At 33.2% G+C, this 24,214-nt stretch carries 24 protein-coding genes; 8 read left to right on the top strand and 16 right to left on the bottom strand.

All coding sequences use genetic code 11. The features are described from left to right. Positions 1–102: 102 nt before the first annotated feature. Positions 103–1,404, bottom strand: a complete 1,302-nt coding sequence (pabB, locus tag Q0787_RS16035) for an aminodeoxychorismate synthase component I (protein ID WP_298903855.1) — start codon at positions 1,402–1,404, stop codon at positions 103–105. Positions 1,405–1,489: 85 nt separating this feature from the next. Here pabB and Q0787_RS16040 point away from each other — a divergent pair, with 85 nt between their 5' ends. Further along, the gene (locus Q0787_RS16040; RefSeq protein ID WP_298903856.1) at positions 1,490–2,857 is read left to right on the top strand and encodes a DEAD/DEAH box helicase; all 1,368 of its coding nucleotides are present in this window, start codon (positions 1,490–1,492) and stop codon (positions 2,855–2,857) included. 218 nt (positions 2,858–3,075) lie between these two features. Here the strand turns inward: Q0787_RS16040 and Q0787_RS16045 are convergent, their stop codons facing one another. The 6 genes from Q0787_RS16045 to Q0787_RS16070 form a co-directional block, all read right to left on the bottom strand. Further along, entirely contained in the window at positions 3,076–3,903 is an 828-nt protein-coding gene (locus Q0787_RS16045) for a hypothetical protein (RefSeq protein WP_298903857.1), read from the bottom strand. Between the two features lie 35 nt (positions 3,904–3,938). After that, positions 3,939–4,115, bottom strand: a complete 177-nt coding sequence (locus Q0787_RS16050; protein WP_298903858.1) for a hypothetical protein — start codon at positions 4,113–4,115, stop codon at positions 3,939–3,941. After that, positions 4,115–4,669, bottom strand: a complete 555-nt coding sequence (locus tag Q0787_RS16055) for a sigma-70 family RNA polymerase sigma factor (RefSeq protein WP_298903859.1) — start codon at positions 4,667–4,669, stop codon at positions 4,115–4,117. Before Q0787_RS16055 ends, Q0787_RS16050 begins: the two co-directional genes overlap by 1 nt. A gap of 191 nt (positions 4,670–4,860) precedes the next feature. Next, positions 4,861–6,111 carry an alpha/beta hydrolase-fold protein gene (locus Q0787_RS16060; RefSeq protein WP_298903860.1) on the bottom strand — a complete coding sequence of 417 codons (1,251 nt, stop codon included), beginning with the start codon at positions 6,109–6,111 and terminating at the stop codon, positions 4,861–4,863. Position 6,112: 1 nt separating this feature from the next. Beyond that, positions 6,113–6,520: a MotA/TolQ/ExbB proton channel family protein gene (locus Q0787_RS16065; RefSeq protein ID WP_298903861.1), complete on the bottom strand. Its 408-nt coding sequence runs from the start codon at positions 6,518–6,520 to the stop codon at positions 6,113–6,115. A gap of 15 nt (positions 6,521–6,535) precedes the next feature. Further along, positions 6,536–7,867, bottom strand: a complete 1,332-nt coding sequence (locus Q0787_RS16070) for a serine hydrolase (protein ID WP_298903862.1) — start codon at positions 7,865–7,867, stop codon at positions 6,536–6,538. Positions 7,868–8,056: 189 nt separating this feature from the next. Here Q0787_RS16070 and Q0787_RS16075 point away from each other — a divergent pair, with 189 nt between their 5' ends. The 3 genes from Q0787_RS16075 to Q0787_RS16085 all read left to right on the top strand — a co-directional run bounded on the left by Q0787_RS16075 (position 8,057) and on the right by Q0787_RS16085 (position 10,485). After that, the gene (locus Q0787_RS16075) at positions 8,057–9,118 is read left to right on the top strand and encodes a sensor histidine kinase (RefSeq protein WP_298903863.1); all 1,062 of its coding nucleotides are present in this window, start codon (positions 8,057–8,059) and stop codon (positions 9,116–9,118) included. After that, positions 9,111–9,827 carry a LytTR family DNA-binding domain-containing protein gene (locus tag Q0787_RS16080; RefSeq protein ID WP_298903864.1) on the top strand — a complete coding sequence of 239 codons (717 nt, stop codon included), beginning with the start codon at positions 9,111–9,113 and terminating at the stop codon, positions 9,825–9,827. Before Q0787_RS16075 ends, Q0787_RS16080 begins: the two co-directional genes overlap by 8 nt. 67 nt (positions 9,828–9,894) lie before the next feature. Then, complete coding sequence (locus Q0787_RS16085) at positions 9,895–10,485, top strand: hypothetical protein (protein WP_298903865.1); 591 nt, start codon at positions 9,895–9,897, stop codon at positions 10,483–10,485. Here Q0787_RS16085 and Q0787_RS16090 read toward each other — a convergent pair whose 3' ends face one another. Continuing rightward, the gene (locus Q0787_RS16090) at positions 10,486–10,809 is read right to left on the bottom strand and encodes a hypothetical protein (protein WP_298903866.1); all 324 of its coding nucleotides are present in this window, start codon (positions 10,807–10,809) and stop codon (positions 10,486–10,488) included. Positions 10,810–10,977: 168 nt separating this feature from the next. Here Q0787_RS16090 and Q0787_RS16095 point away from each other — a divergent pair, with 168 nt between their 5' ends. Next, positions 10,978–12,705 carry a tetratricopeptide repeat protein gene (locus tag Q0787_RS16095; RefSeq protein ID WP_298903867.1) on the top strand — a complete coding sequence of 576 codons (1,728 nt, stop codon included), beginning with the start codon at positions 10,978–10,980 and terminating at the stop codon, positions 12,703–12,705. Positions 12,706–12,719: 14 nt separating this feature from the next. Here Q0787_RS16095 and Q0787_RS16100 read toward each other — a convergent pair whose 3' ends face one another. From Q0787_RS16100 to Q0787_RS16125, 6 genes are all read right to left on the bottom strand, one after another. Continuing rightward, positions 12,720–13,511, bottom strand: coding sequence for a DUF6090 family protein (locus Q0787_RS16100; RefSeq protein WP_298903868.1), 792 nt, complete (start codon positions 13,509–13,511; stop codon positions 12,720–12,722). Positions 13,512–13,680: 169 nt separating this feature from the next. Beyond that, positions 13,681–15,465: a serine hydrolase gene (locus tag Q0787_RS16105; RefSeq protein ID WP_298903869.1), complete on the bottom strand. Its 1,785-nt coding sequence runs from the start codon at positions 15,463–15,465 to the stop codon at positions 13,681–13,683. Positions 15,466–15,631: 166 nt separating this feature from the next. After that, positions 15,632–15,904 carry a hypothetical protein gene (locus tag Q0787_RS16110; RefSeq protein ID WP_298903870.1) on the bottom strand — a complete coding sequence of 91 codons (273 nt, stop codon included), beginning with the start codon at positions 15,902–15,904 and terminating at the stop codon, positions 15,632–15,634. Between the two features lie 6 nt (positions 15,905–15,910). Then, positions 15,911–17,311, bottom strand: a complete 1,401-nt coding sequence (gene lpdA, locus Q0787_RS16115) for a dihydrolipoyl dehydrogenase (protein ID WP_298903871.1) — start codon at positions 17,309–17,311, stop codon at positions 15,911–15,913. A gap of 97 nt (positions 17,312–17,408) precedes the next feature. Continuing rightward, a complete protein-coding gene (locus tag Q0787_RS16120) occupies positions 17,409–18,260 on the bottom strand; it encodes a hypothetical protein (RefSeq protein ID WP_298903872.1) in 852 nt (283 codons plus the stop codon). A gap of 85 nt (positions 18,261–18,345) precedes the next feature. Beyond that, complete coding sequence (locus tag Q0787_RS16125; RefSeq protein WP_298903873.1) at positions 18,346–19,764, bottom strand: serine hydrolase; 1,419 nt, start codon at positions 19,762–19,764, stop codon at positions 18,346–18,348. A gap of 202 nt (positions 19,765–19,966) precedes the next feature. Between Q0787_RS16125 and Q0787_RS16130 the strand changes: the two genes are divergently transcribed. Then, on the top strand, positions 19,967–21,019 hold the full coding sequence (locus Q0787_RS16130) for a sensor histidine kinase (RefSeq protein WP_298903874.1): 1,053 nt from the start codon (positions 19,967–19,969) through the stop codon (positions 21,017–21,019). Next, on the top strand, positions 21,012–21,698 hold the full coding sequence (locus Q0787_RS16135; protein ID WP_298903875.1) for a LytTR family DNA-binding domain-containing protein: 687 nt from the start codon (positions 21,012–21,014) through the stop codon (positions 21,696–21,698). The genes Q0787_RS16130 and Q0787_RS16135 overlap by 8 nt, the downstream gene beginning before the upstream one ends. On the opposite strand, the gene Q0787_RS16140 is transcribed toward Q0787_RS16135, so the two are convergent. Further along, positions 21,695–22,321, bottom strand: coding sequence for a type II CAAX endopeptidase family protein (locus Q0787_RS16140; protein ID WP_298903876.1), 627 nt, complete (start codon positions 22,319–22,321; stop codon positions 21,695–21,697). The genes Q0787_RS16135 and Q0787_RS16140 overlap by 4 nt on opposite strands. Before the next feature lie 22 nt (positions 22,322–22,343). Beyond that, a complete protein-coding gene (locus Q0787_RS16145) occupies positions 22,344–22,805 on the bottom strand; it encodes an Lrp/AsnC family transcriptional regulator (RefSeq protein WP_298903877.1) in 462 nt (153 codons plus the stop codon). 164 nt (positions 22,806–22,969) lie between these two features. Here Q0787_RS16145 and Q0787_RS16150 point away from each other — a divergent pair, with 164 nt between their 5' ends. Beyond that, positions 22,970–24,196 carry an aminotransferase class I/II-fold pyridoxal phosphate-dependent enzyme gene (locus Q0787_RS16150; RefSeq protein WP_298903878.1) on the top strand — a complete coding sequence of 409 codons (1,227 nt, stop codon included), beginning with the start codon at positions 22,970–22,972 and terminating at the stop codon, positions 24,194–24,196. The last annotated feature ends 18 nt before the right edge of the window (positions 24,197–24,214 follow it).

The following is a 24,214-nucleotide window of genomic DNA, read 5'->3' on the forward strand; positions in this document are numbered from 1 at the left end:
ACCAATTAAACTAAAGCACCATACAAATAGTCAATCATATTTTATAATTATATTCAAATATACCAACAGATTTTTTGTCCCCGAAGGTTAGCAAAGCTAAACTTAATTTTCCAAGACCTCACGCATGGCTTTTGCCTTGACTAAACACTCCTCATACTCCTTTAAAGGATCACTCTTTGCTGTAATTGCTCCTCCAACTGAATATGATACATACTTATTGGTTGCATTATACAAAATACTGCGAATAACCACGTTAAAATCGAAATCATCATTAGGAGAAAAATAACCCACTGCTCCAGAGTAAAGCCCTCTTTTTGTTGCTTCTAAATCTTCGATTATTTTCATTGCTGAAATTTTAGGTGCTCCAGTCATGCTTCCCATTGGAAAGGTTGTCTTAATCACATCTACAGGATGTGTACTTTCATTTACTTTTGAAGTCACTGTCGAAATCATTTGATGTACCTGATCAAATGTATACACCTTGCATAGTTCTTCTACCTTAACACTTCCTTTGGTTGCTGTTTTTGATAGATCATTTCGTACTAAATCAACAATCATTACATTCTCGCTACGCTCCTTTTCATCTTCAGAAAGCTGTTGCCTCAACTTTGCATCTTCTTCTTTATTTTTCGAGCGTTTTGCTGTCCCTTTTATAGGCTGAGAAGTAATCTTTAAACCTTCTTTTTTTATATATCGTTCTGGTGAAGCCGACAACAAATACTTGTCATATACTCTAAAAAACGTTGCAAATGGAGGTTTTGAAATTGCATTAAGTTTGTCATAGGTTTCAAGGGGATTAAGCGTTGTATTTTCAGCGTAAAACTCCTGACAAAAGTTGGCTTCATAAATATCTCCTCTGTGTATATGTGTCAACATCGTATTCACTTTTTCAAAATACTCATCTTTATGTATTCTTAGCTTAATTTTTATCTGCTCTCCTTTGAGGGAAGCTGTGTTGTTATTAAACAAAGTTTCAGCACTTATTGATTTTAAATCATTATCTATGTCATCAGCAACTACGTTTAAATAGTGTACTTCAAGAAGATCACCTTTTAAAAAAAAGAGTTTCTTAGGCTGAAAAAAGAACAACTCAGGAAATTGTAAACCATCAAAATTTTGAGAAGACAAGTGTTCAACATCATTTTTTAAGTCATAAGAAAAATAACCAAAAATCCAATCATCTACTGAAGACTGATACTCTTTAAACTGATTAAAGGCGTCATAATAATCTGTTTGAAACACTGTAAATGCATCTACGGCCAAAACCGCGTCATAACTAGCATACTTTTGATCATAATCATTACTATCTAACCAAACAACTTCATCAAATTGCTGACTCCATATAAGGAGTTGCTGCTTAAAAACTTTAGGGTTAGGGATGTGATGTGTAGTGTGTGTTCTCAATGCAATACTAATGTATGCAAATAACCGAATTAAACCTGTCAATAACAAGTCTGTTTTTCCGAAGTAAAAAAATTACCTTTGCACCATGGAACAGCAAATCTCTTTTACAGATTTAAATCTAAACACACCACTTTATAATGCATTGGGTGATTTAGGTTTTGAATACCCAACTCCAATTCAGGCACAAGCATTTAATGTTGTGGCATCTGGAAAAGATGTTGTAGGTATTGCACAAACTGGTACAGGTAAAACATTTGCTTACATGCTACCAATTTTAAGACACCTTAAATATTCGACTCAAGATAATCCTAGAATTTTAGTTTTGGTACCTACTCGAGAGTTGGTCGTACAAGTGGTTGATGAAATTGAAAAGTTGGCAGCTTATATCAATTTAAGGGTTTTAGGCGTATATGGTGGGACAAACATAAACACTCAAAAGCAAGCTGTTGCACATGGGCAAGATGTTATTGTAGCGACACCAGGGCGTTTATTTGATTTGGCTGTAAGTCGTGTTTTACAACTAAAGTCTATCCAAAAATTAGTGATAGACGAGGTTGATGTGATGCTAGATTTAGGCTTTAGACACCAACTTCTCAATATTTTTGATGTACTGCCCGAGCGTCGTCAAAATATTATGTTTTCGGCAACAATGACTGAAGATGTTGACGATTTAATAAGTGATTTCTTCATTAAACCCCAACGTGTTATTATTGCCGTATCTGGAACGCCACTTCATAATATTAAACAGCAACGTTATGACGTTACTAACTTTTATACAAAAGTTAATCTCTTAGAATACTTACTTCACGATCCTGGCACCTATAATAAAGTGCTCGTATTTGTGGCTTATAAAAAATTAGCCGATATGCTTTTTGCCGAGCTTGAGGAACGCATTCCTGATCAATCTTGCGTGATTCATTCTAACAAAACGCAGAACTACAGGTTGAGAAGTATAGAACAGTTTAGATCTGGTGAACATCGTATTTTAATTGCTACAGATGTTATGGCTCGTGGATTAGATATAGAACACATTAGCCATGTTATTAATTTTGACACTCCAAAATATCCCGAAAATTATATGCATCGTATTGGTAGAACTGGTCGTGCAGAACATGAAGGACATGCCCTTACGTTTTCTACGGAAAAAGAACAGGAAGATCTCCAAACTATTGAAGATTATATGGGTATAAAAATTGAGCAACTTAATTTTCCTGACGGTGTTGAAATTTCTAAACAATTAATTGAAGAAGAGCGTCCTCAAATTAGAGAACGTAACAATCCTACTAAACAGCGACAAGATGAAGATGCTCCAGGACCAGCATTTCATGACAAAAAAGATAAAAATAAAAAAGAGAATCTCGGCGGTTCTTATAAGTTTAAAATTGCGGCTAAATATAAGAAGCCTAAAACTAGAGGTGATAAAAATTATAACAAGAGAAACAAACGTAAATAGTTTAATCTTTCAATAGAACCAGCTGTTTCTAATCACAATCGTCACATTTACATACACTTAAACATTCTCTAGTATTTCTTATAAAAATTCGATTATTTTTACACGGCATTAAGGTAATGTGGTAAAAAAATCCCTTTCCAAATACATGGAAAGGGACTATAGAAAACCCAGTAGACTAGATCGTGTAATTGACATAATTAATCTATAACCCTAGATATCTAGTCTACAACCTTAATGTGGTTTTCTACGATATCTTTAACAGGTACAACAAGTTTACCTTCTTCATTTTTTAACACTACTGAAATATTTTCGATAGCATCAATTTCATAAATTTTATTTTGAAATTCTATCTTCTTTCCTACTTCAAACGTCTTTCTGGTATAAAATGTTTTCAACAAACTGCTCATAACTTCCTTTGCTCCTAACCCAAAGGCTATGGCGAAAGCTAACAAGAAAGCAGCCAAAATCATTGTAAAATTACTTGTGATTATATCGGTATCTACGCCTGCTTGATTTAGAGCTGTAATGGAAATAAAAACAAGCAATAGAAAAAAGACAATCTGGCTTATAATTTTTGCACCAGATAAATCCATGGATTCAAAAAAGGACCTCAATCCCTTTTTAACAAAGTTTGCAAACAACAAACCTCCAGTAAAAATGACAAGAGCAACAAACAATTGCGGTAAATAACTTAAGAAGTTACTAATTTGTTCTGAAATGACTTTTAAATCAAGCATATCAGAAACTATAATAAGTAACATGATATAAATAATCCATTTCACAAACGAACTAACAATCTTTATGGTATCAAATTTGAGCGTCTTTCCTTCTATAAACTCAATTTCATTTAACTTATCATCTAATTTGTTGGCTTTTGCCAGCTTAAGTGCTTTCTTAACGATTTTAACGACAATTTTTGCCACTAACCATCCAATAATTAAGACAACTAATGCGAAAACAACATTCATAAAAACTCTTGATATTTCAGGCCACATACCCGAAAGAGAATCCATCGCTGCATTTTTGTAATTTGTAATTTTATCCATGATTTATTAATTATTAATAGCTTGATTTTAATTCTTTATTTTTTATCCCTTTTGCTCATTACTGTTTCAATAACATCTCCTAAATTATATGAAAATAGCTCAGCCAATTCCATTAATAATTTTGCAATGGCAATATCATTCATAACCTTAGACTTCAATTCCTGCGGAACTGACTTCAATGGCTTATCTATATCTCTGAAAGGATTTTCCATTAGTTAAGGTTATTAGCATATACGGTTAATAATTTATCTTTAGCCCGTTTAATTCTCATTTTAACGGCACTTTCTCCAATTCCTAAAACACTTTCAATCTCCTTTATAGAAAGGTTATCTTGATATTTTAGTAATAGTATCATCTTTTCATCAGGTGATACAAGTTCTAATGCTCTTTTGAGTTTATCAACTCTCATATCGCTAAAATCTGATGATTCATCATAATCTTCAGAAATATTTTCAATATCTGCATAATCTACAGACTGTTTTTCAAATTTCTTAGCGGTATTTCGTGTCACATAATTTACGCAATGATTATAAGTAAAGGCATATAACCATGTAGAAAATTTAGACTTTCCTTTAAAACTAGCGAGCTTCACAAAAAGTTTCAAAAACACGTCTTGTGTTAAGTCTTTTGCTTCGTCTTCATCTTTTGCAAAACCGTAACATTTATTGTACACCAAAGTAGCGAAACGATCATACAAAACTTCAAAAAGTAATGTATCATTATTCTTTACAATAGCACTTACCAGCTCTTCGTCTGAAAGTTTCATAATGTTACCAGAGGGTTGCAATAATCTATAGATTGGTTTTAGTGGTTTGTTTTAAGACACCAACATTAGTATTAAGTCACATTTTTTTTAACTTAAATGTTAAATTTATAAAAATTAACATTGGAAAACCTATAACCTGAGTATAAAAAAAGCGAACCTTTTAAGGTTCGCTTTTAATCTTATTTTGTTTTTTACTTTTTCAAAGCGTCTAGCTTTTCCTTGTAATAAGAATTGCCACTTATGGCAAACGCTTTTTCCACAAACTCAATGGCCTTGATTTTATCCTTTTGATCTATATAATAGTCAGCCATGGCATCATAAGCATTTGCACTTTCGGGATAATACGAAATCGCTTTATTAAAAAATAAATAGGCTTTTTCTGGTTGCCCCATTTGTAAATTCATATAGCCATAACCGTTAAAAAGCTCCTCAATCATTGGAGGTACTTTATAGCCAAAGTTTTTAGCGTAGATCTTTTCTTGATTGTCCAACAATGTTTGTAATAGTTCTACTGAACTCTCAGGGTTATTATACGTTTGTGGTGCTTTAAACTGATACCACTTAAATAACTCAATTAATCCATCTCTCATAGCAGGTAATGGTACTGTGCCATGTAAATCTTCTGGATATACTTTCCAACTGAAATTTAATTTATTTTGCTTTTGCGAGTTTGCAAATTGAGAAAACTCTACAATAGAACGTGCAAACAGGCTATACTCTGAAGTATCCTCCATGATATTATCCATAGTAACCGATGCATTTTGCATATGCAATTGCTCGGCTGCTAAAGCAACAAAAAGACCTTTACCATCAAATGAGTTTGATTTTAATTTCGATTTGGCTTCTTTCAATAATTTTTGATTGTCCCATTCAATACTAGGATCGATAGCTATATAATTCGTAAATAAATGGGGATGATGAATTAATGTATGAATTGTAAATAAACCCGCATACGAATGTCCAATTAAAGTTCTATAATTCGTTGTACGATGCATTTTATTTATATGAGGTATTAATTCCTCTTCGATAAAAGCAACAAATGTTTCTGCACCACCAGAATCGGTTTGCATAGGTGCTCCACGGTTTGATTCTACTTTTGAAATGGTTAAATCTCGAGTTCTATTCGTTCTATTCGAAATCCCTACTAAAATCATATGAGGCATATAATGTCCCCAGTAGTTATCATATACAATCTCTAAATTCGATTTTAATGAAAAACCATCTAGCAAATAAACTACCGGATATTTTATTTTACTTTTTGGGTTATAATTATCAGGATATTTCACCCAAAACTGTTGATAACTATGTAAAGACTTAGAATAAATGCTATCAATAATTTCATTGCTATTTTGTGCTAATTCATTGGCATTAGATTGTGCACTAGCAACAGAATTAAAAAGGATAAGAGCAATAAGGACTATATAACGGGTAATTTCTTTCATATTATTTGTCATTTGTATTCGACATCATTCTTAATATTATAATTCCAATTCTGGCAACAACAAATGTAAACAAGCCAAATGAAGCGGTCAACAACGAAATTTTAAGTCCGCCTGCAAATATAGAAGGGTCAGGATCTCCCATTGCCTCTACCGAATCAAAGGCAGTAATTAAGCCTATAATGGAAGCCAAGAACCCCATAACTAAGCCTAGCAAACTCGCATCTGAGGCCAATTTCAGCATTTTATTGGAAATCTCTAATGATTTTTTAACATTAGCAAATCCTCTAACAAGAAAAAATAACGATGCCAATAAGCAGATTAAAATTAGGGTCATAAATAATGGTCCGCCATCAACAAACATATTAGCTGTAATTGATAGACTTTTCGATGTCATTGTAAGTGTGTTCATAATGTTTAAATTTAGTTATAGTTTTTTAAATAATAATGGTTTGTTATCTCCTCTTGTAAATTTAACCAAGCCTGTTTCGGGATAAAAATCAAGCACAACACCTAAGCTATCAAACGTGAATTGATGCTGTTTGGTAGGTGTAAGCTCTTTAAGGTTGCTTTGTTCTGGCGCTCCAAGTAAGACATTTCCCTTTGCCTTAAAAACAAGTTTATAGGGCACTTCTTCACAGGCGTATTCTCCCACATACTGTTTTACCTGTGCTTCGGTAAGGTCTATTCTTGTGAAATTTGGAAGTATAATAGGCTGTCCATGACTAGCTGCAAACGCCGCCAACATGATTCGCATTTTACTAAAATCTAATCCATTGGCCACTAAGGCAATTGTGGTTTTAGTTAATGGAACATGTACAAGCATAGACTGAAAGCCGTCAATACCACCTTCACTTGCATATAAATCAACGTTGTTCATGTTGGCATAAAAAAGACCATGACATGTATCTTCATTATTTGTCTTTTTCATAGCTTCAAAGCTAGAGCCAGACATTAATTTTCCTTCAAAAAGTGCATTCATGAATTTTGACAAATCTTTAGATGTAGATACCACAGCTCCGGCGCCTCCAGGATTAGACATATCGGTTTCAGGATGAAGGTTCCAAGCTTTACCTTCAAAAACATAAGATTGGCTTTCATTAGCCTTTGCGCCTATTTTACCACCATAATAGGTATTCTTTAACCCTATTTTTTTTAAGATTCTACGCTGGAGACACTGTGGATATAAGTCTTTGTCTAGTGCTTCAACGATATACCCAAGTAAAAGATAATTTGTATTGCTATATTCGGTTTTTTCACCAGGATTAAAATCTAATGAGTACTTTTTAATTCTTGCTAACATTTCACCCTTTGTTGAATGTTTCAGCATCCAATCTCCAAAATTAGGATCATTAGTAATGTTATACAATCCGCTACTATGATTTAAAAGGTTTGAAATTTTAATATTTTCAGAACCAGGAATTTTTGGGTAAAACATTGAAAGCGGTGTATTTAACGTTATGCGTCCTTCATCAATTAACTGAAAAATCATAACAGCTGTAAATGCCTTAGATATTGAGCCTATTCTAAATTTAGTCTTGTCATTGTTTCTTATGCCTTTTTCAACATCAGAAAGCCCAATAGCTCTGTTATAAACCTCTTCATTGTTTTTGGTAATTGTCATGGTAGCCATGAGTTTATCGTGCTTATCAAGGATGTCAAAAAATGAATCGAGCTGTTGATAATTTTGCTCTTGTGAAAAGCAAAGATTAGATAAAAGCAGGCTAATTAGGGTTATCTTTTTTAGTAAGGATATCATGATCTGTTGTTTTTTGATTATGAGCCAAAACTAAAAACAAGAATCTATCAAAATTAACTTTTGCGACCAACGACCTTTTTAAAGCTGGATATGACATCAATGTCAAAACCCTTATTAAATTGGTCGTTCATCTCTAATTAATACTAATGAGGGTAAAATTGTAGTATTATTGTATTGAGAATATTAAATATGTTTACAAAACAGTTCATTCTAAAAAAAATCGGACAAATCCTTTTGCACCTCCTCTTTTGGGTTGCTGTTCTATTTTTCTACACCTATTTTTTTGGGATTAATGGTTCTAAATTTGACGACACATTGCAATTTTCTCTTTTTCTTATGCCAATAACGATAGCAACTACGTATGTAATAACCTATAAATTAATTCCAGATTATCTTATTACAAAACAGTATTGGCGTTTTGTACTATATAGTTTTTACACACTTATCATTTCGGTATACCTATTAATGGTATCCATTTTTTTCAGTTTGATCTACCTATCAAACTTTGAATATGATGATATGAATCCTGCCACAAAAAACCTTATTTTCATTAGTACTGCTGTATATTTAGTTGTTATTATTGTGAGTGGGTTTAAACTCTTAAAACTCAATTTAAAACAGGCATCGAATACACGGTTATTAGAAACAAAAATTTTGGACGCGCAACTTAAACTTAAGGAACAAGAACTTAATTATTTGAAGATGCAAATTCATCCGCATTTTCTCTTCAACACGCTCAATACCATGTATGGTTTTGCCTTAAAAAAAGCAGACCAAACTCCAGACATGATATTAAAACTGTCTAATCTACTAGATTATCTTCTATATCAAGCCGAGAAACCTTTTGTATTACTTTCGGAAGAAATAGCACATATTAAAGACTACATAGCCCTTGAAAAGATGCGATTTAATGATACGCTCAAAGTTAATATCAATATTTCAACCGCTTCAGAATCCATTACAATTGCACCAATGCTTCTTATCCCTTTTATTGAAAATAGCTTTAAGCATGGGGCGATCATCAACGGAATATTAAAAATTGACATTCAGTTATCAGCCACATTAGAGGAGATACATTTCAGCATAAAAAACTCAAACGCTGAAGGTACGTCATCCAAGTCTGGTATAGGCTTAGAAAACATTAAGAAAAGGTTAGAGCTTCTATATTCAGAAAAACACGAGTTATTTATAAATAATACGCCCAACACGTTCGATGTAGAACTCCGACTAAAACCAGTAGGACATGCATAAAACACATCCCATAAATTGTTTGGTAGTAGATGATGAAACTATTGCAAGAGAAATTATTGAGACACATCTCTCAAAAATTGAAAACGTAACAATAGTTGCAAGCTGTAGTAATGCTATTGAGGCTTTTAATTATATAAGCAATCACAATATTGATTTGGTGTTTTTAGACATTAACATGCCCGAAATATCTGGAATATCATTTGCTAAATCTATCAATGCCAATGTCAAAGTAATTTTTACAACAGCTTACCGAGATTACGCTGTTGAAGGTTTTGAACTTAAAGCTGTTGACTACTTGCTCAAACCCATTTCATTAGAACGTTTACAAAAAGCGCTTAATAATTATTTTGAAATTTACGGAAAACAGGAAGCGCAGCAGACCTCATCTATTGAGAAATCGAATTTTATGTTTGTACGTTCTGAGCGCAAAATGATTAAGATTGATTACAACGCCATTATTTATATTGAAAGTTATAGTGATTATCTTAAAATTCATATCGAAGACAAAACAATAATTACAAGAGAAACTATTAGTGCTATTGAAGCTAAGCTACCCAAACAACAGTTTATAAGGATTCATAGGTCGTATATTATTTCAATAGCTCACATACAATCCTTTACAAATGAACACATTACCATAAACAAAAAAGCATTTCCAATTAGTCGAACTTATAAAAAAGAAGTGTTAAAGCATTTAGAAAAATTTTAAAAGTTATTCAATAAAAACGTATATTAGACGTTGCCTTATAAATCACTTTTTTGAAAAAGTCCGCTAAATGAAAGAATACCTACACAAGACTATTCCGAACTTACAGCCTTTTGATTATTCACGTCATCATGATGATTTGTTTATCAATCAGCAGTGGGTTTTAGTGAATGGTATCTCTAAAAAGAAATCTGTTTACACCTTTAAGAAAGATAATATACTCGAAATATCTAGGAAACAATCGGTTATTGAGACCTCATGGACTATTAATATTCAAAACATCTTTTCTATTGAAACCGAAGACGGGCTTATTACAGTTAAAGCCTACTTTAAAGACGATGATGTCCTTGTTCTTAATCATCAAAACAAGAAAGAATTTGCATTATTTATTAATACAACGAAGTATTCAGAAGATCTAAATTCTGTAGAGGATGTTCAAACATTTTTAAGAGAAAAATACAAACAAAAAGTCACCAACTTGATTTATGATCACGAGTTCTATTATATTGAAAAATCTAAGGAATTTGGTCCATTTACAGTTGAGGAGCTCTCAGAAAAAGTAAATAATGGAGACATCAGTGTATACTGCTTTGTTAGGGATGTCAACGAAGATGATTACAGTAAACGACTTCGGATTTATGATCTTATAAAAGAGCTGTAATTACTTAGGTTTTAATGTCATCACGTACTTATAACTTTGATTAAAATAATCTACAAGAAGTTGAGTTTCACTATATAAAGATTCAGGCACTTTTACATAATCTCTCATCACTGCGCCATAAGACCTATATTCTGTGGCATTATATTTTTCTTTAAATGCTTTCTGAGATTCTTTAGATAGCCGAATACCTATTTCTGCATCTTTATTTAATAGTGTAAACATATAGCCATTGGCAGAAGTGTAAATCATTTTTTTTCCTTTTCGCTCAAAATCTGGGCATTGCGCCACAATGCTATCGTAAAATTCAAGTTGTTCTTCCCACATATTACTATACTTATTGGATTTAAATATACAAAAGTAATGCTTCAATATCTCCTTTTATCACCAACTATAACTCATTTCATCCCAACCACACAAAACTCGTTGTAAGCAAGGCTTCTCTATCCTACTTTAGCGATTTATATAGCATTGCTAACTTTAAATAATACAAAGATGAAAAACATAATTTTTTTTCTGCTTTGCCTCAGTATTTGTTTTGTTTCCTGCAAAACTGACAAATCAAACCAACAAGACATTATTACAAAAACACCTCCATTGGCTAAATATACCTGCGCTCCAAGAATTACGGATGCCGATTGGTATAAGATTGATAATAAAGCACCTCTTTTTGAGGGTTTAGGACACCTCAATTATCCTATTACAACGCATAACGATTTGGCACAAAAGTATTTTAATCAAGGTTTAACCTTAGCCTACGCTTTTAATCATGCCGAGGCCGCACGATCATTTTTCTATGCTACCAAATTAGATCCTAGCTGCGCTATGGCATTTTGGGGCTATGCCTATGTGTTAGGACCAAACTACAACGCTGGTATGGAAGATGACCATTATGAGCGCGCATACAATGCCATTCAAAAAGCGAAAGAATTATCTACAAACTGCACTGAAAAAGAGAAAGCCTTAATTAAGGCTATGGCAGAACGTTACGCTCCTAAACCTCCAGAAGACAGATCTCAATTAGATATCAATTATTCAAATGCATTAAAGGCAATTCATGCCAATTATCCAGAGGATTCAGAAGTCTCTACAATGTATGCAGAATCTGTAATGAATCTACATCCATGGGATTTAAATGAAAAAGATGGCACCGAAAAACCGTGGACTCCAGAAATTGTATCGCTTTTAGAAACCATTATAAAAGACAACCCCACTCACCCTGGAGCAAATCATTTTTACATTCATGCCGTTGAAGCGTCTAGTACTCCAGAACGTGCCTATTCATCAGCTAAAGTATTTGATGATGGTACAATTCCAGGTGCTGGTCATTTGGTGCATATGCCATCGCACGTTTATATACGCACTGGCGATTATCATAAAGGCACAGTATCTAATATTAATGCTGTTAAAGCAGATAGCACCTATGTAACATTATGTCATGCTCAAGGCGCTTACCCTCTTGCCTATTACCCTCATAATTATCATTTCATGGCTGCAACTGCTGCTTTAGAAGGCAATAAACATTGGGCCATGATTGGAGCTAATAAAGTATCGGAACATGTGCATCCAGATATTATGGCCGAGCCAGGCTGGGGAACATTACAGCATTACTATGTGATTCCTTATTATTCTATGGTAAAATTCGGAATGTGGGATGAAATTCTCGCTAAAAAAGAGCTTAGCGCATTAAAATATCCGTTAGCCATGCAGCATTACGCTAAAGGAATGGCTTATGTGGCTAAAGATCAATTAGACGAAGCTAAAACAGCATTAGAATCTTTAAGTGTTTATGCTAATGATGATAGTATGAATGACATTACCATTTGGGATATTAATACTGTAGGTACATTAATTGGTTTAGCTGAAATGGTCTTAGAAGCAGAAATACTATCCGCTAATGGAGATTATAAGGCAAGTATAACATTGCTTCGAGACGCTATTGTTATAGAGGATGCTCTTAACTATAACGAACCGCCTGATTGGTTTTTCTCTATTCGTCATCACCTTGGTGATGTCTTAATAAAAAATGGGCAATACGAAGAAGCTATTGCAGTTTATAATAACGATTTAAAGCGTTTGCCTAAAAATGGTTGGGCACATCACGGACTCAAATTGGCCTATGAGAAATTGGGCGACACAGACAATGTCTCAAAAATGGAAGATCTCATAAAAAACAGTTGGGCTACGGCTGATATAGAGTTGTTTGGGTCGAAAGTGAAGTAATGCTGAGGGAGAATTTAATCATTGTTTAGTTCTTTCTTAAGTAAAACAATTACATCATTAATTCTAACTAAAGCCTCTTCAAAAGAACGGAATTGAGATTGTGCGTTGTAAGTAATCCCTACAATACCATTAATAAATTCTTTATCATTTATTAATGTTATTAAATCTCTTTGAAATTGATTAAAATAAATTCCCATTTCTTCTTGAGGAAGTTTACGTTTAATCACATTTCGCTGATTTGGGTCTATAACAAAAGCATTACTTGTATTTATGATTTTCATTGTGGGTCCATGTAATCTATCGTTATGTTCAGCTTTTAATACGTCTTGATTATTTAAAATTGCTTTGTAAAGTTTATCTAAATTTAATAGCTTTATTTTTATAGAATCATTAGATATTAGATTTAAACTTCCACTACTTACCATTTCATTAAATGTAACTTGGTTAATATTAATATCTTTCCAAGTTCCTAAATTTTGAAAGTGAGGTAAAATTTTAATTATAGTATCTTGATTTTTACTAAATCGAAAATTTAAAAAAATGTGAGCTGCATCTAGCTGCTTTTTCTTACGCTGTAATGTTTTTTGCCAAAGTGTTTTATTTTCTTCAAGATCTATTACTAGCCTATTTAAATAGCTTAATTCTATAGTTCTTTCTTTTCTTTCTTCATTCCAGTTATTAATCTGAAGTGCAATCAAAATCCCAATCACCACAAGAATGATTTCACCTATGGCATACAAGAGGTATTTCGAAAATTTATTCTCGGAAAGAAGTCGTTGACGGATTCGCCTAAAAAACTTAATCATTTACTTTCTCAAATTGAAAGCAAATTAGGTTGATGGATAGTTGAGGTTGGTTAACTATATGTGCTTAAAGATATTAAAATGTTACAAGCCATAGAAATATCCTACAAAAAAAGCGAACCAAATAGGTTCGCTTTATAGTTTAGAAAATTAAAAATTTTAATTGTTGTGCCTATTCTTTTATCTTCTTACCAACAAGGCTTCTACCATTTTGAAATAATGTCATACTCTCTACAACACCATTGGCATCTCTACTAAAACTAACTTCTGCTTCGACTTCTTTGACATAAAACCTATCTTCAGACTTAGGGTGGATTACTACTTTTCTTTGTCCGTTAGGCTCGGCAGTAAGGCTGTTTTCTTCTCTTGCAATTGTAATAACAAGTTCTGGAGCCATCTGGTACTTACCGACATAATCGTTCAATTTTGCAACATCAATTTCAAATGTTTTTATATTACTAACATCCACATTTAACGTCTTTAAAACTTCAATACCATGCGTGTTTCCAGGATCGAGTTCAATAGATTTTTTGTAATTAACAATAGCTTCTTCCTTATTTCCGTTTTCCAATAATGCCTCAGCATAGCTATCATAAACGTTTGATGACTCTGGATGTTGATCAACATTTAACTTAAAAACAGCTAAAGCATTTGTCAATTCTTTTTTTCCCATATAATAATATCCTAAATTATTTATAGCACGTTCGGAAAAATTATAATCTCCCGATTTATTTGTTTTCAAATCATTATAAGCTGATGCTACATTAGACGCCCCTTTAGCATCGATAATCGTCTTTAATTTAGCCGCTATCGAAGGTTTAATAACGCATCTGCTCCCCATAGATTCTCCTGTTTTCCATTGAATCCAATCGCAATATACTTGCCTATATATATTATGACCAGCTCCTCCATTCGTAATCATAATAAAACCGTCGTTAGTCTCTGGGTTTACTCTAAAAAATGCATGCCAACCAGTATTTGCTCCACCATGACCTTTCAGTTTATAGGTTGTGTTAGGAATGGTTTCAACTTGATAACCCAATCCATAACTATCATTTGAAACTGGAGCGGGTTCCATCATACTTTCAATAGTTTTATTTGCTAAAACTTTATTATACTTTTTGTTGTTTTTATGGGCATATAGACTGGCATAAGCAAATCTGGTAAAATCCTCGATGGTCGTGTGTAATCCAGCTGCTGCTTGAGCCGTAAACAATTCAAAATCTATTTGTTCTCCAAAATTGTCATACTCTAGAGATGAGTTCTCCAAGATGTCTTTATCAATTTTATAGCTACTATCTTTCATCCCTAAAGGATTTAAAACTTGCGTTTGGATATAGTCTTCAAATTTCTGTCCTGTAACCTCTTCTACAATCAATTGTAAAATAGTATATCCTCCTCCAGAATATTTCCATTTCGTACCTGGCTCCATTATCATTTCTACTCTACCTGGTCCATTATTTCTACCATTTAAAGATTCTTCAATTGTAGACAATCGGTCATTGGGCGTCCATCCAGGATAACCATGAAGTGACAATCCTGCAGTGTGGCTTAACAATCTTCTTATCGTCACATTTTCAGCATCGAAATCTGATTCTGGTAATGTCCATCGTGTTAAGTATTTTTCGGCAGGAGCATCTAAATCAATTTTACCGTCTTCAACTAATTTCATAATTCCCCATGCTGCAATTGTCTTTGAAATAGAACCTATATTAAACCCTGTTTTGGTGGTCACTTTCTTGCCTCTAGCGACATCTGCATAACCATAGGCTTTCTCTAAAACAATCTTACCATCATCAATAATGGTGATTGCTGCCCCTGGGACAACGAACTCTTCTAATAATTTTGGAATTTTTTGGTCTAATTCTTTAGTAAAACTATTGGCATCTTGCGATTTATTTTGACCTGACAGTGTCAGCGATATCAAAAGGAAGAACAATGAGAATTTTTTAAACATATTTAATGAATTTAAATGATTACTACAGTTAGGTATGCTTTTATGACGACAAACTAATAGCTTCGTTACAATAACTAACTGTCAATAAAGATATTAAATAGTAACTGAGTATGCTATTTAAACGAAAAAAAAGCGAACTCAATGAGTTCGCTTTTTTTGTTTTACTTTATATCTTTTCTGAATGGACTTCCAAATGGCAGGTTACATGATTTTTAGCAATGTCATCTGGTAAAATTTTAATATAATTAATAATTTCAGTTACACTAAAAAAAACCCTATCCTCAATAAATTTTAATTTTTTTAATTCCTCAATGGCTTCTGGTATATATACTTTTTCTCCAATTCTTGGAATATAATTCATTTCTAAAACCAGCGTAGAGTATGGGCTTACGCCATTATCAAAATCATCATGAAAAACTTCAAATGTAACCCTTGTCATCGCTTCTTATATATGCAAAGCAATATCATCTGTTGCTGCCAAAGCAGCTTCTTTAATAGCTTCTGTAAATGTTGGATGCGCATGAGACATACGCGATATATCTTCGGCAGAGGCTCTATATTCCATAGCAACAACAGCTTCGGCAATCATATCGGCAGCACGAGCACCAATCATGTGTACACCCAAAATTTCATCTGTATTTTTATCGGCTAATACTTTTACAAAACCGTCAATATCCATACTCGCTCTACTTCTTCCTAAAGCACGCATTGGAAACTGTCCTGATTTGTATTCAATTCCAGCTTCTTTTAACTCCTCTTCTGTTTTACCCACAGCGGCTACTTCTGGCCAGGTATAAACAACTCCAGGGATTAAGTTATAATTAATATGTGGTTTTTGTCCAGCTAAAGTTTCAGCAACCAATACACCCTCTTCAGAGGCTTTATGAGCAAGCATTGCTCCTTTTACCACATCACCAATAGCGTAAATATTACTAGCACTTGTTTGTAAGTGATCATTTACCTCAATTTGTCCTCTATCGGTTAATTTCACACCTGCAGCCTCTGCGTTTAATCCGTCAGTATATGGACGACGACCAACAGACACCAAACAATAATCTCCTCTAAACTCTACCTCTTCACCTTTTTTATTATCGGCTTTCACGACTACCTCATCACCATCACGTTCTACAGATTTCACTTTGTGAGACATATTCATCTTAAACTTGGCTTTTTTAAAGACTTTGTTTAACTCTTTCGATAAGCCTGCATCCATTGTTGGAATGATACGATCCATATATTCTACAATCGTAACTTCAGATCCTAAACGTCTGTAAACTTGACCAAGTTCTAAACCAATAACACCGCCTCCAATCACTATCATGTGTTTCGGTATTTCTTTTAGTTTTAAGGCCTCGGTAGATGTTATGATGCGTTCTTTATCTAATGTTATAAAAGGCAAACTAGATGGTTTAGATCCCGTAGCTATAATTGTGTTTTTTGCCTCGATTTCTCCAGCATCCTTTCCATCAATTATAATGTGGGTTGCATCTTTGAAACTACCTACACCTTCATAGACATCAATCTTATTTTTTTTCATTAAAAAATCAATACCACTTGTAGTTTGGTCAACAACAGCTTGCTTACGCGCAATCATCTTTTCGATGTTCACTTTAACATCACCTGGAATTTCGATACCATGGTCTTCAAAATGCTTTACTGCATGCTCGTAATGATGAGACGAATCTAAAAGTGCTTTACTTGGTATACAACCAACGTTTAGACATGTTCCTCCAAGCGTAGAGTATTTTTCGATTATTGCTGTTTTCATCCCTAATTGAGCACAACGAATTGCCGCTACATACCCACCAGGACCAGAACCTATTACTGCTACATCATATGATTTCATAAAAAAATATTTATCCGTTTTTAATAAAATGAGTACAAAAATACGAATGTTTTATGGGAAGACAATAAAAAGAGAAGTCATAAATAGTAATGAAAAATTAAATTTTCTTTGCAACTAAAGTTAAGTCTGGTTCATGAACAGTTAAAGATTTTACAACATTATTTTCTATCTGAAATGTGATATAAACCGATGAAATCCCGTTATATAGAAACTTATTCTCGCCTACTCTAATTAAACCACCACCACCTTTTCCTAATTTACCTAGTGAAATCACTTTTCGCATATTAAGGGAAATGGAAAACCCATCATTCTCTCCTTCTCCATATCTATAGTCTCCAATGTATTTTTCTTGCTCTTCTTTAGTTAAGGCTTTATAAGTGGTTATATCTTCGGCTTCAAATGTTTTTAAGAAATCTATGAGTTTTTCAGAATTAATAATATCATCGTTAGTCATCGCATCTTTCATGCGCAAACCTGCCTTTGCATGCTGGAGTAAACTAATGCCATGAGGACCTGGTTGCGACTGAATACCTGGCGTCATCTCAACCATAGCTTTTACAATGTCAAAAGCGCCTAACATAGCATAGGTAAACATTGTAGGCCTTGCACCTTTGCTCATAAGGTAATTTACAATATCGCGTCGTCCAACATGAGAAGCAGCTCCTATAGCCGATTCCCAATCACCAAAACTCCAATCCCAACTGGCACGTGCTAATTCTGGTCGTTTATCTACCATTTTTTTTACGGTTTCGATATCGAAATGTGATTTCCCGACAATTTCATTAACCACAGCATCGTCTATTGAAGGGTAACGATGGCAAGGATTTTTAATAGTCTCCTCTCCAATTGCTATTGATTTGGCATAACTAATACTAGGTATAGAAACAGCTAAAAGCCCAAATATTGAACTCTTAACTGCCGCGCGTCTGGTTATAACATTTCCTTTCATGATAATATATTTGTAGAAAAGATAGATATAAATTCGCAGCGTATATTGTGCTTTAACATTGTGTTATGTTAAATATTATCAATGTTTAATCTAATGACATACCTCCTATTTTCATGTGGGCATCGGCTCCTTTTTCCAAAGTTATAAGCAGGCTGTTATTCTCAAACTTGATTTCAATGTTGTCATCTTGAGTAAGCATAACACCTTTTACACTTTGTTCTTTAAGCTCGTTATGTATTTTCTTGAACATGGCAATATGATCATTCATTGGCATTAAGTTTAACATTTCTTCTGAAAAATTCTCCTTGACAAAGGTTTCCCATGCTTTGGCATTATCGTCTTTAATCACCTCTAAAAAGCGGTCAAGAATCCTTTCTATTTGTCTTTCAGATTGAGCATCTGCTTGAGACTGTCTGAGTTTCGTATTTGGTTTAAAATCTGACTTTAGTACGATACCAGCCAAATTTGAATTAAGCATTCCATAACCACGATTGGCATGATTACTCATCATAATAATGATAATATCTTCATTGAGATATCGCCAAAAATCGGCAAAAAAGATTCCATTACCTCCATTATGTGCTATAAGTTCTGTTTGACGTGGTGTTGGAAAAATTGCCCAACCATAACCATAATGAGATTGCGCACCTTGACCTTCTTCGATATGCTTAGTATACATTTTTGCTTTAGACGTTTTAGATAAAATAGTATTGGTAGTTAATGCTTGATGCCATTTATACATATCTTCTACAGTAGATAAAATACCACCATTTCCTTTAAGGTGCCAAGAAATACCATCGTTCCATTTTTCATTTGGTTTGCCCCATTCGCCAGTATCCTTATACCCCATGGCTACATCATTTTTATCATATTTAGGTCTTATATAACCCGTTTGTTCCATTTGAGCTGGATTCCAGAGTTGCTTATATAAGAAATCCTCATAGCTTTCTCCCGAAATTTGCTCAATAATCATTGCTAATAAGGTATAACCAACATTAGAATATTCATACTGAGTTCCAGCTTTAAATAACATTTCTGACGCCAAAGCCTTTTCAATAAATTCGTCTTTAGAAATAATATGATAGTCATGCCCAATTCCTGGAGGAAGACCTGACGAATGCGTTAATAAATGATGAATGGTCACATCATCCCTGTTTGCAGGCACGTTTTTGAAATACTTAGTAATCTTATCATTTACTGATAATTTACCGAGTTCTTCTAATTTTAATATTCCAGCAGCTGTGAATTGTTTCGTTATAGACCCGATATCAAAAACAGTATTAGATTTATTTTTAATATTAGCTTTTTTATTTGCAAAACCATAACCATCGGAAGTAATAATCTCTCCTTTATGAGCTACAAGAACACTCCCAGAAAATTGGTCGCTCTCCAATTGTTTGAGATAACTCGTTACCCGTTTTTGTAAATTTTGTTTGGTTTCACTTTGTGCTTGACAGCTTAGACATAAAAATAAAATAACTGTCAGTTTTAAGATTGATTTCATGATTTAAGTATTATAAATTTACATCAAACTTAGGCTTGTAAGGTCCATATTAAAAATAAAAGTGACCAACACAACTGTGATGTGATTTTTAGACGAAACTCATAAAAATTCGTGATTTCATAACATATAAACTCGTCTTTATCACAAATTTCAGTTCTTATCTTTAAGTTTAAAAATTTCAATATACATTTACCTTCAGTTTATGAAACGATATATAGAAATAGCTTTAAATATTTTATTTTGGCTCGTTTGTTTTTATTTGATTTTTTCGATTATTAGTCCCCAAAACAGAGAGGTTGAAATAATAAACGGTCGGGAAACGGTAAGAATCTCATATGATCATATGAGCATTTTAGGCACTATAGTTGGGTTTATACTGAAAATGGGATTGTATTATTTCAACGTCTATTTTTTGTCTAAATATTTTAATAAAAGACAGTTCAGAACCTACTTCATTTTACTTCTGCTTACCACCATAATTACCATTGGCATTGAGCTTCTAAAGAATCTTATAATTTATGGTGAAGAATTTGTTTTATTCGAAACATTTATTGCAACACTCTGGATGTATATGTTTTTCGTTGGAATTTCATTTGTGCATATAATTGTGCTACGTTGGCAGAAAGAGGAAGCATTAAAACAACAGCTAAGAGAAGACAAATTAGCCGCAGAATTACAACTATTAAAATCACAAATTAATCCGCATTTTTTATTTAATGCTTTAAATAACTTACTATCTATTGCAGAAAAACATAAGCAATCTGAAGTTTCAAAAGGGATTGCACAACTATCGGAGTTATTACGTTTTCTATTGCATGATACGTCAGAGCATCTCATTGCCTTATCTAAAGAAGTAGAGTTCATAGAAAACTACATTAAGCTCAATAAACTTAAGTTTGATATTAATGACCCGCTCTCCATTTCATTTAAAACAAAAGGCCAATTTGATACTATTAAAATTGCTCCGGCTATATTAATTCCATTCGTAGAGAATGCCTTTAAGCATGGTATTGATATTTACAATACGTCTTTTGTAGATATACAGTTAACTACAAATGAAAAAGACATTCATTTTCTATGTAAAAACTCATTAGCAGAAAAAAAGAACCCAAATAGTAGTATAGGCAAAGATTCTGGTATCGGGCTTCAAAATGTAAAACGCCGACTTGCAATTTTGTATCCAGACAAGCATCAGTTGCGAATTACTCAACATGATAATAACTATATTGTTGATCTTAAATTAACCTATGATTGATGCTATAATTATTGATGACGAGCCAAAAGCAATAGAATTATTGGAAAACTATTGTGCAAGATCCAATGATATTTACCATGTAAAGTCGTTTAGGAATCCTATTGAAGCCCTGCAATTTATTGAACATAAACCACCTCATCTCATTTTTCTTGACATTAATATGCCCAACCTCTCTGGAATACAGTTGGCAAAATTAATACCTAACGAGTGCCATATTATATTCACAACAGCTTATTCAGAATACGCTGTAGAAAGTTACAATCTGAATGCCATAGATTATTTATTGAAACCTATAACTCACCAACGATTTTTAAAAGCCATTGAAAAAGTGTCTTCTATTATAAAAACAAGAAATGATCTTATTAGTAAGCATACGAAAGCAACCATTATGGTAAAAAGTGGTTATGAGAAACACCAACTTGTACTCGATGATATTTTATATTTAGAAAAAGATGGTAATTATATGGTGTATCATAACTTAACAAAAAAAATACTGGCCAGAGAAACAATAGGCGAAGCTCTAGAAAAATTGCCTAACACTTTTATTCAAACACATAAATCATTTATTGTATCAATTAAGCACATAGAAAAATTAAAGTCGAAATATGTATATATTAATGACATCAAAATTCCTGTGAGTAATCGTTACAAATCAACATTAGAAGACAAACTTTCTTAAGATGGAAACCCAAGCATCTCTCCCATTCCAACGGTAAACAACCAACAGCCATAGATAGCATGTTCTATAGAAACCAAAAGGGTTGATTTTGTCTTCTGAAATGTCAACGCAAATAGAATTCCTCCTATAAAAGTCAGTAACATTACGAGTCCATTTTTAAAGAAAATATGAGCTAAGGAAAATAGCATGGCATTCACAATTAGAAAAAGCGTATTACTTTTAAATAACTTAATATATCGCTTAAAAAAGAAGGTTCGATAAATTAATTCCTGAGGATATACTGAAAAAAAGCTATAAATAAATAAAATTCCTAGCCATAAGAGTGGTTTATTAAGAACCACGACAAAAAGGTTCTCAGGATCAACAATCCACATGTAAAGTGCCGTTAAAACAGCAATTAGGACTAACTGAATAATTGTCCGTTTAAAAAACAATGTCCAGTTTAATTCAGGTGACATTTTAAACTTTAGTTTTTCAATTTTTAATAAGACAAAAATCACATATAAAAACCCTAAACATCCAATAACCATTTTAATCCAAACCGGATAATCAATAGCAAAGCTCACTGGTATTAATATGAAAATGACAAAAAATTCGGAAAGTTTATAGGTTGTTGATTGCATGCTCTAAATATAGACAATTAGTTTAGATACATATTGCTGTTGTATGTTTTACTTCGTTAATCATAAACGTACTATGCGTACTACCAATATGGCTAATACTCGTTAGTTTTTTCACCATAAATTCTCTAAACTCATCCATATCGGCAACAAGGACTTTTAAAAGGTAGTCATAGTCGCCACTAATATGGTAACACTCCAAGACTTCATCTAACTTTGCAACTTCTTTTTCAAAATCGACAACAAAATTTTTGGTATGTTGAAGCAACTTAATACTACAAAATGTTACAAAACCTTTATCTACTATTTTTTTATCAATAAGTGCTACGTATTTAGATATGACTCCTTCGCGTTCTAATTTTTTAATGCGCTCATAAACCGCTGTAACCGATAAGTTCAATTTATTGGATAACTCCTTATTCGTTTGCTTACTATCCTGCTGAAGAAAGTGAAGTAATTTTTTATCGATAATATCTAATTGTGCCATATTGAAAAATTTTCGGTTTTACGAATTAAAACTCAACCTTGTTATTAAATTAAACTAGAAAAACACCATTATATAGTTTTATTTTCTAAATATAGTAATTATCATTGATTTATTATCTAAATAATACGATTTTTGATGTGATATTAACTAAAAAAAATAATCTAATGGCTTTTAAACCAGCTAATAACATTCAAGATCTTCAATATTTTGGTGAATTTGGAGGTGTTAATCCTTCTATTTCAGATTCGTCTACTTACACTTTTTTATCTGCTAAAACAATGTTCGATACTTTCGAAGGTAATGCAGATGGCTGCTATTTATACTCACGCCACTCCTCGCCCTCTAATTTATATTTAGGTGAAGCTCTGGCTGCCATGGAAGGCACAGAAACAGCTAATGTATCGGCATCTGGTATGGGAGCAATTACTCCTGTTTTAATGCAACTTTGTGGTGCTGGAGACCATATTGTATCAAGTAGAACAATCTATGGAGGCACATATGCTTTTCTTAAAAATTTCACACCACGCTTTAATATTAGTACATCTTTCGTAGATATTACAAAATTAGATGTTGTAGAGGCTGCAATTACTAAACACACAAAAGTTATATACTGTGAATCTGTGAGTAACCCGTTATTAGAAGTCGCAGACATTAAAGGTCTTGCCGCTATAGCTAAGCGCCATAATTTAAAATTAGTTGTTGACAACACCTTCTCTCCTTTATCAATTTCGCCTGCAAAATTAGGTGCAGACATCGTGATACATAGCTTAACCAAATTTATTAATGGTTCTAGTGATACTGTTGGTGGAGTGGTTTGTGGTACTCAAGAATTTATCAATGATTTGCGCAATGTTAATGATGGTGCATCTATGTTATTGGGATCTACTATGGATAGTTTACGCGCTTCTTCAGTTTTAAAAAACTTGAGAACCCTACATATACGCATGCAACAACACAGTCTGAATGCCACATATCTGGCTCAACAATTTGAAAAAGATGGATTAAAGACCGTATATCCAGGTTTGCCATCACACCCTTCACATGAATTATTTAAAAACATGATGAACGAAAAATATGGTTTTGGTGGCATGCTTACTATTGATGTTGGAAGTTTAGATAAAGCCAATGAGCTTATGGAAATGATGCAGGCGAAAAACTTAGGTTATTTGGCTGTAAGTCTTGGTTTCTATAAAACCTTATTCTCTGCCCCTGGAAGTTCTACCTCTTCTGAAATTCCAGAAGATGAACAACAGGCTATGGGATTAAGCGATGGCTTAATTCGTTTTTCCATTGGATTAGACGCAGATATCGAACGCACCTATAAAATGATGCGAACTTGTATGGAAGCACTTCATATTTTAGAAAAAGAACAAGAGGCAATTTTAGCTTAAACCTCTTTTAAATCACGT

Source organism: uncultured Psychroserpens sp., assembly GCF_947492715.1.
Classification (GTDB): Bacteria; Bacteroidota; Bacteroidia; order Flavobacteriales; family Flavobacteriaceae; genus Psychroserpens.

What these genes read in the sequence shown, in the direction of transcription:
- Q0787_RS16040 (WP_298903856.1), top strand. Translation starts at nt 1,490, where the DNA reads ATGGAACAGCAAATCTCTTTTACAGATTTAAATCTAAACACACCACTT.
- Q0787_RS16045 (WP_298903857.1), bottom strand. Translation starts at nt 3,903, where the DNA reads ATGGATAAAATTACAAATTACAAAAATGCAGCGATGGATTCTCTTTCG.
- Q0787_RS16050 (WP_298903858.1), bottom strand. Translation starts at nt 4,115, where the DNA reads ATGGAAAATCCTTTCAGAGATATAGATAAGCCATTGAAGTCAGTTCCG.
- Q0787_RS16055 (WP_298903859.1), bottom strand. Translation starts at nt 4,669, where the DNA reads ATGAAACTTTCAGACGAAGAGCTGGTAAGTGCTATTGTAAAGAATAAT.
- Q0787_RS16060 (WP_298903860.1), bottom strand. Translation starts at nt 6,111, where the DNA reads ATGAAAGAAATTACCCGTTATATAGTCCTTATTGCTCTTATCCTTTTT.
- Q0787_RS16065 (WP_298903861.1), bottom strand. Translation starts at nt 6,520, where the DNA reads ATGAACACACTTACAATGACATCGAAAAGTCTATCAATTACAGCTAAT.
- Q0787_RS16070 (WP_298903862.1), bottom strand. Translation starts at nt 7,867, where the DNA reads ATGATATCCTTACTAAAAAAGATAACCCTAATTAGCCTGCTTTTATCT.
- Q0787_RS16075 (WP_298903863.1), top strand. Translation starts at nt 8,057, where the DNA reads ATGTTTACAAAACAGTTCATTCTAAAAAAAATCGGACAAATCCTTTTG.
- Q0787_RS16080 (WP_298903864.1), top strand. Translation starts at nt 9,111, where the DNA reads ATGCATAAAACACATCCCATAAATTGTTTGGTAGTAGATGATGAAACT.
- Q0787_RS16085 (WP_298903865.1), top strand. Translation starts at nt 9,895, where the DNA reads ATGAAAGAATACCTACACAAGACTATTCCGAACTTACAGCCTTTTGAT.
- Q0787_RS16090 (WP_298903866.1), bottom strand. Translation starts at nt 10,809, where the DNA reads ATGTGGGAAGAACAACTTGAATTTTACGATAGCATTGTGGCGCAATGC.
- Q0787_RS16095 (WP_298903867.1), top strand. Translation starts at nt 10,978, where the DNA reads ATGAAAAACATAATTTTTTTTCTGCTTTGCCTCAGTATTTGTTTTGTT.
- Q0787_RS16100 (WP_298903868.1), bottom strand. Translation starts at nt 13,511, where the DNA reads ATGATTAAGTTTTTTAGGCGAATCCGTCAACGACTTCTTTCCGAGAAT.
- Q0787_RS16105 (WP_298903869.1), bottom strand. Translation starts at nt 15,465, where the DNA reads ATGTTTAAAAAATTCTCATTGTTCTTCCTTTTGATATCGCTGACACTG.
- Q0787_RS16110 (WP_298903870.1), bottom strand. Translation starts at nt 15,904, where the DNA reads ATGACAAGGGTTACATTTGAAGTTTTTCATGATGATTTTGATAATGGC.
- lpdA (WP_298903871.1), bottom strand. Translation starts at nt 17,311, where the DNA reads ATGAAATCATATGATGTAGCAGTAATAGGTTCTGGTCCTGGTGGGTAT.
- Q0787_RS16120 (WP_298903872.1), bottom strand. Translation starts at nt 18,260, where the DNA reads ATGAAAGGAAATGTTATAACCAGACGCGCGGCAGTTAAGAGTTCAATA.
- Q0787_RS16125 (WP_298903873.1), bottom strand. Translation starts at nt 19,764, where the DNA reads ATGAAATCAATCTTAAAACTGACAGTTATTTTATTTTTATGTCTAAGC.
- Q0787_RS16130 (WP_298903874.1), top strand. Translation starts at nt 19,967, where the DNA reads ATGAAACGATATATAGAAATAGCTTTAAATATTTTATTTTGGCTCGTT.
- Q0787_RS16135 (WP_298903875.1), top strand. Translation starts at nt 21,012, where the DNA reads ATGATTGATGCTATAATTATTGATGACGAGCCAAAAGCAATAGAATTA.
- Q0787_RS16140 (WP_298903876.1), bottom strand. Translation starts at nt 22,321, where the DNA reads ATGCAATCAACAACCTATAAACTTTCCGAATTTTTTGTCATTTTCATA.
- Q0787_RS16145 (WP_298903877.1), bottom strand. Translation starts at nt 22,805, where the DNA reads ATGGCACAATTAGATATTATCGATAAAAAATTACTTCACTTTCTTCAG.
- Q0787_RS16150 (WP_298903878.1), top strand. Translation starts at nt 22,970, where the DNA reads ATGGCTTTTAAACCAGCTAATAACATTCAAGATCTTCAATATTTTGGT.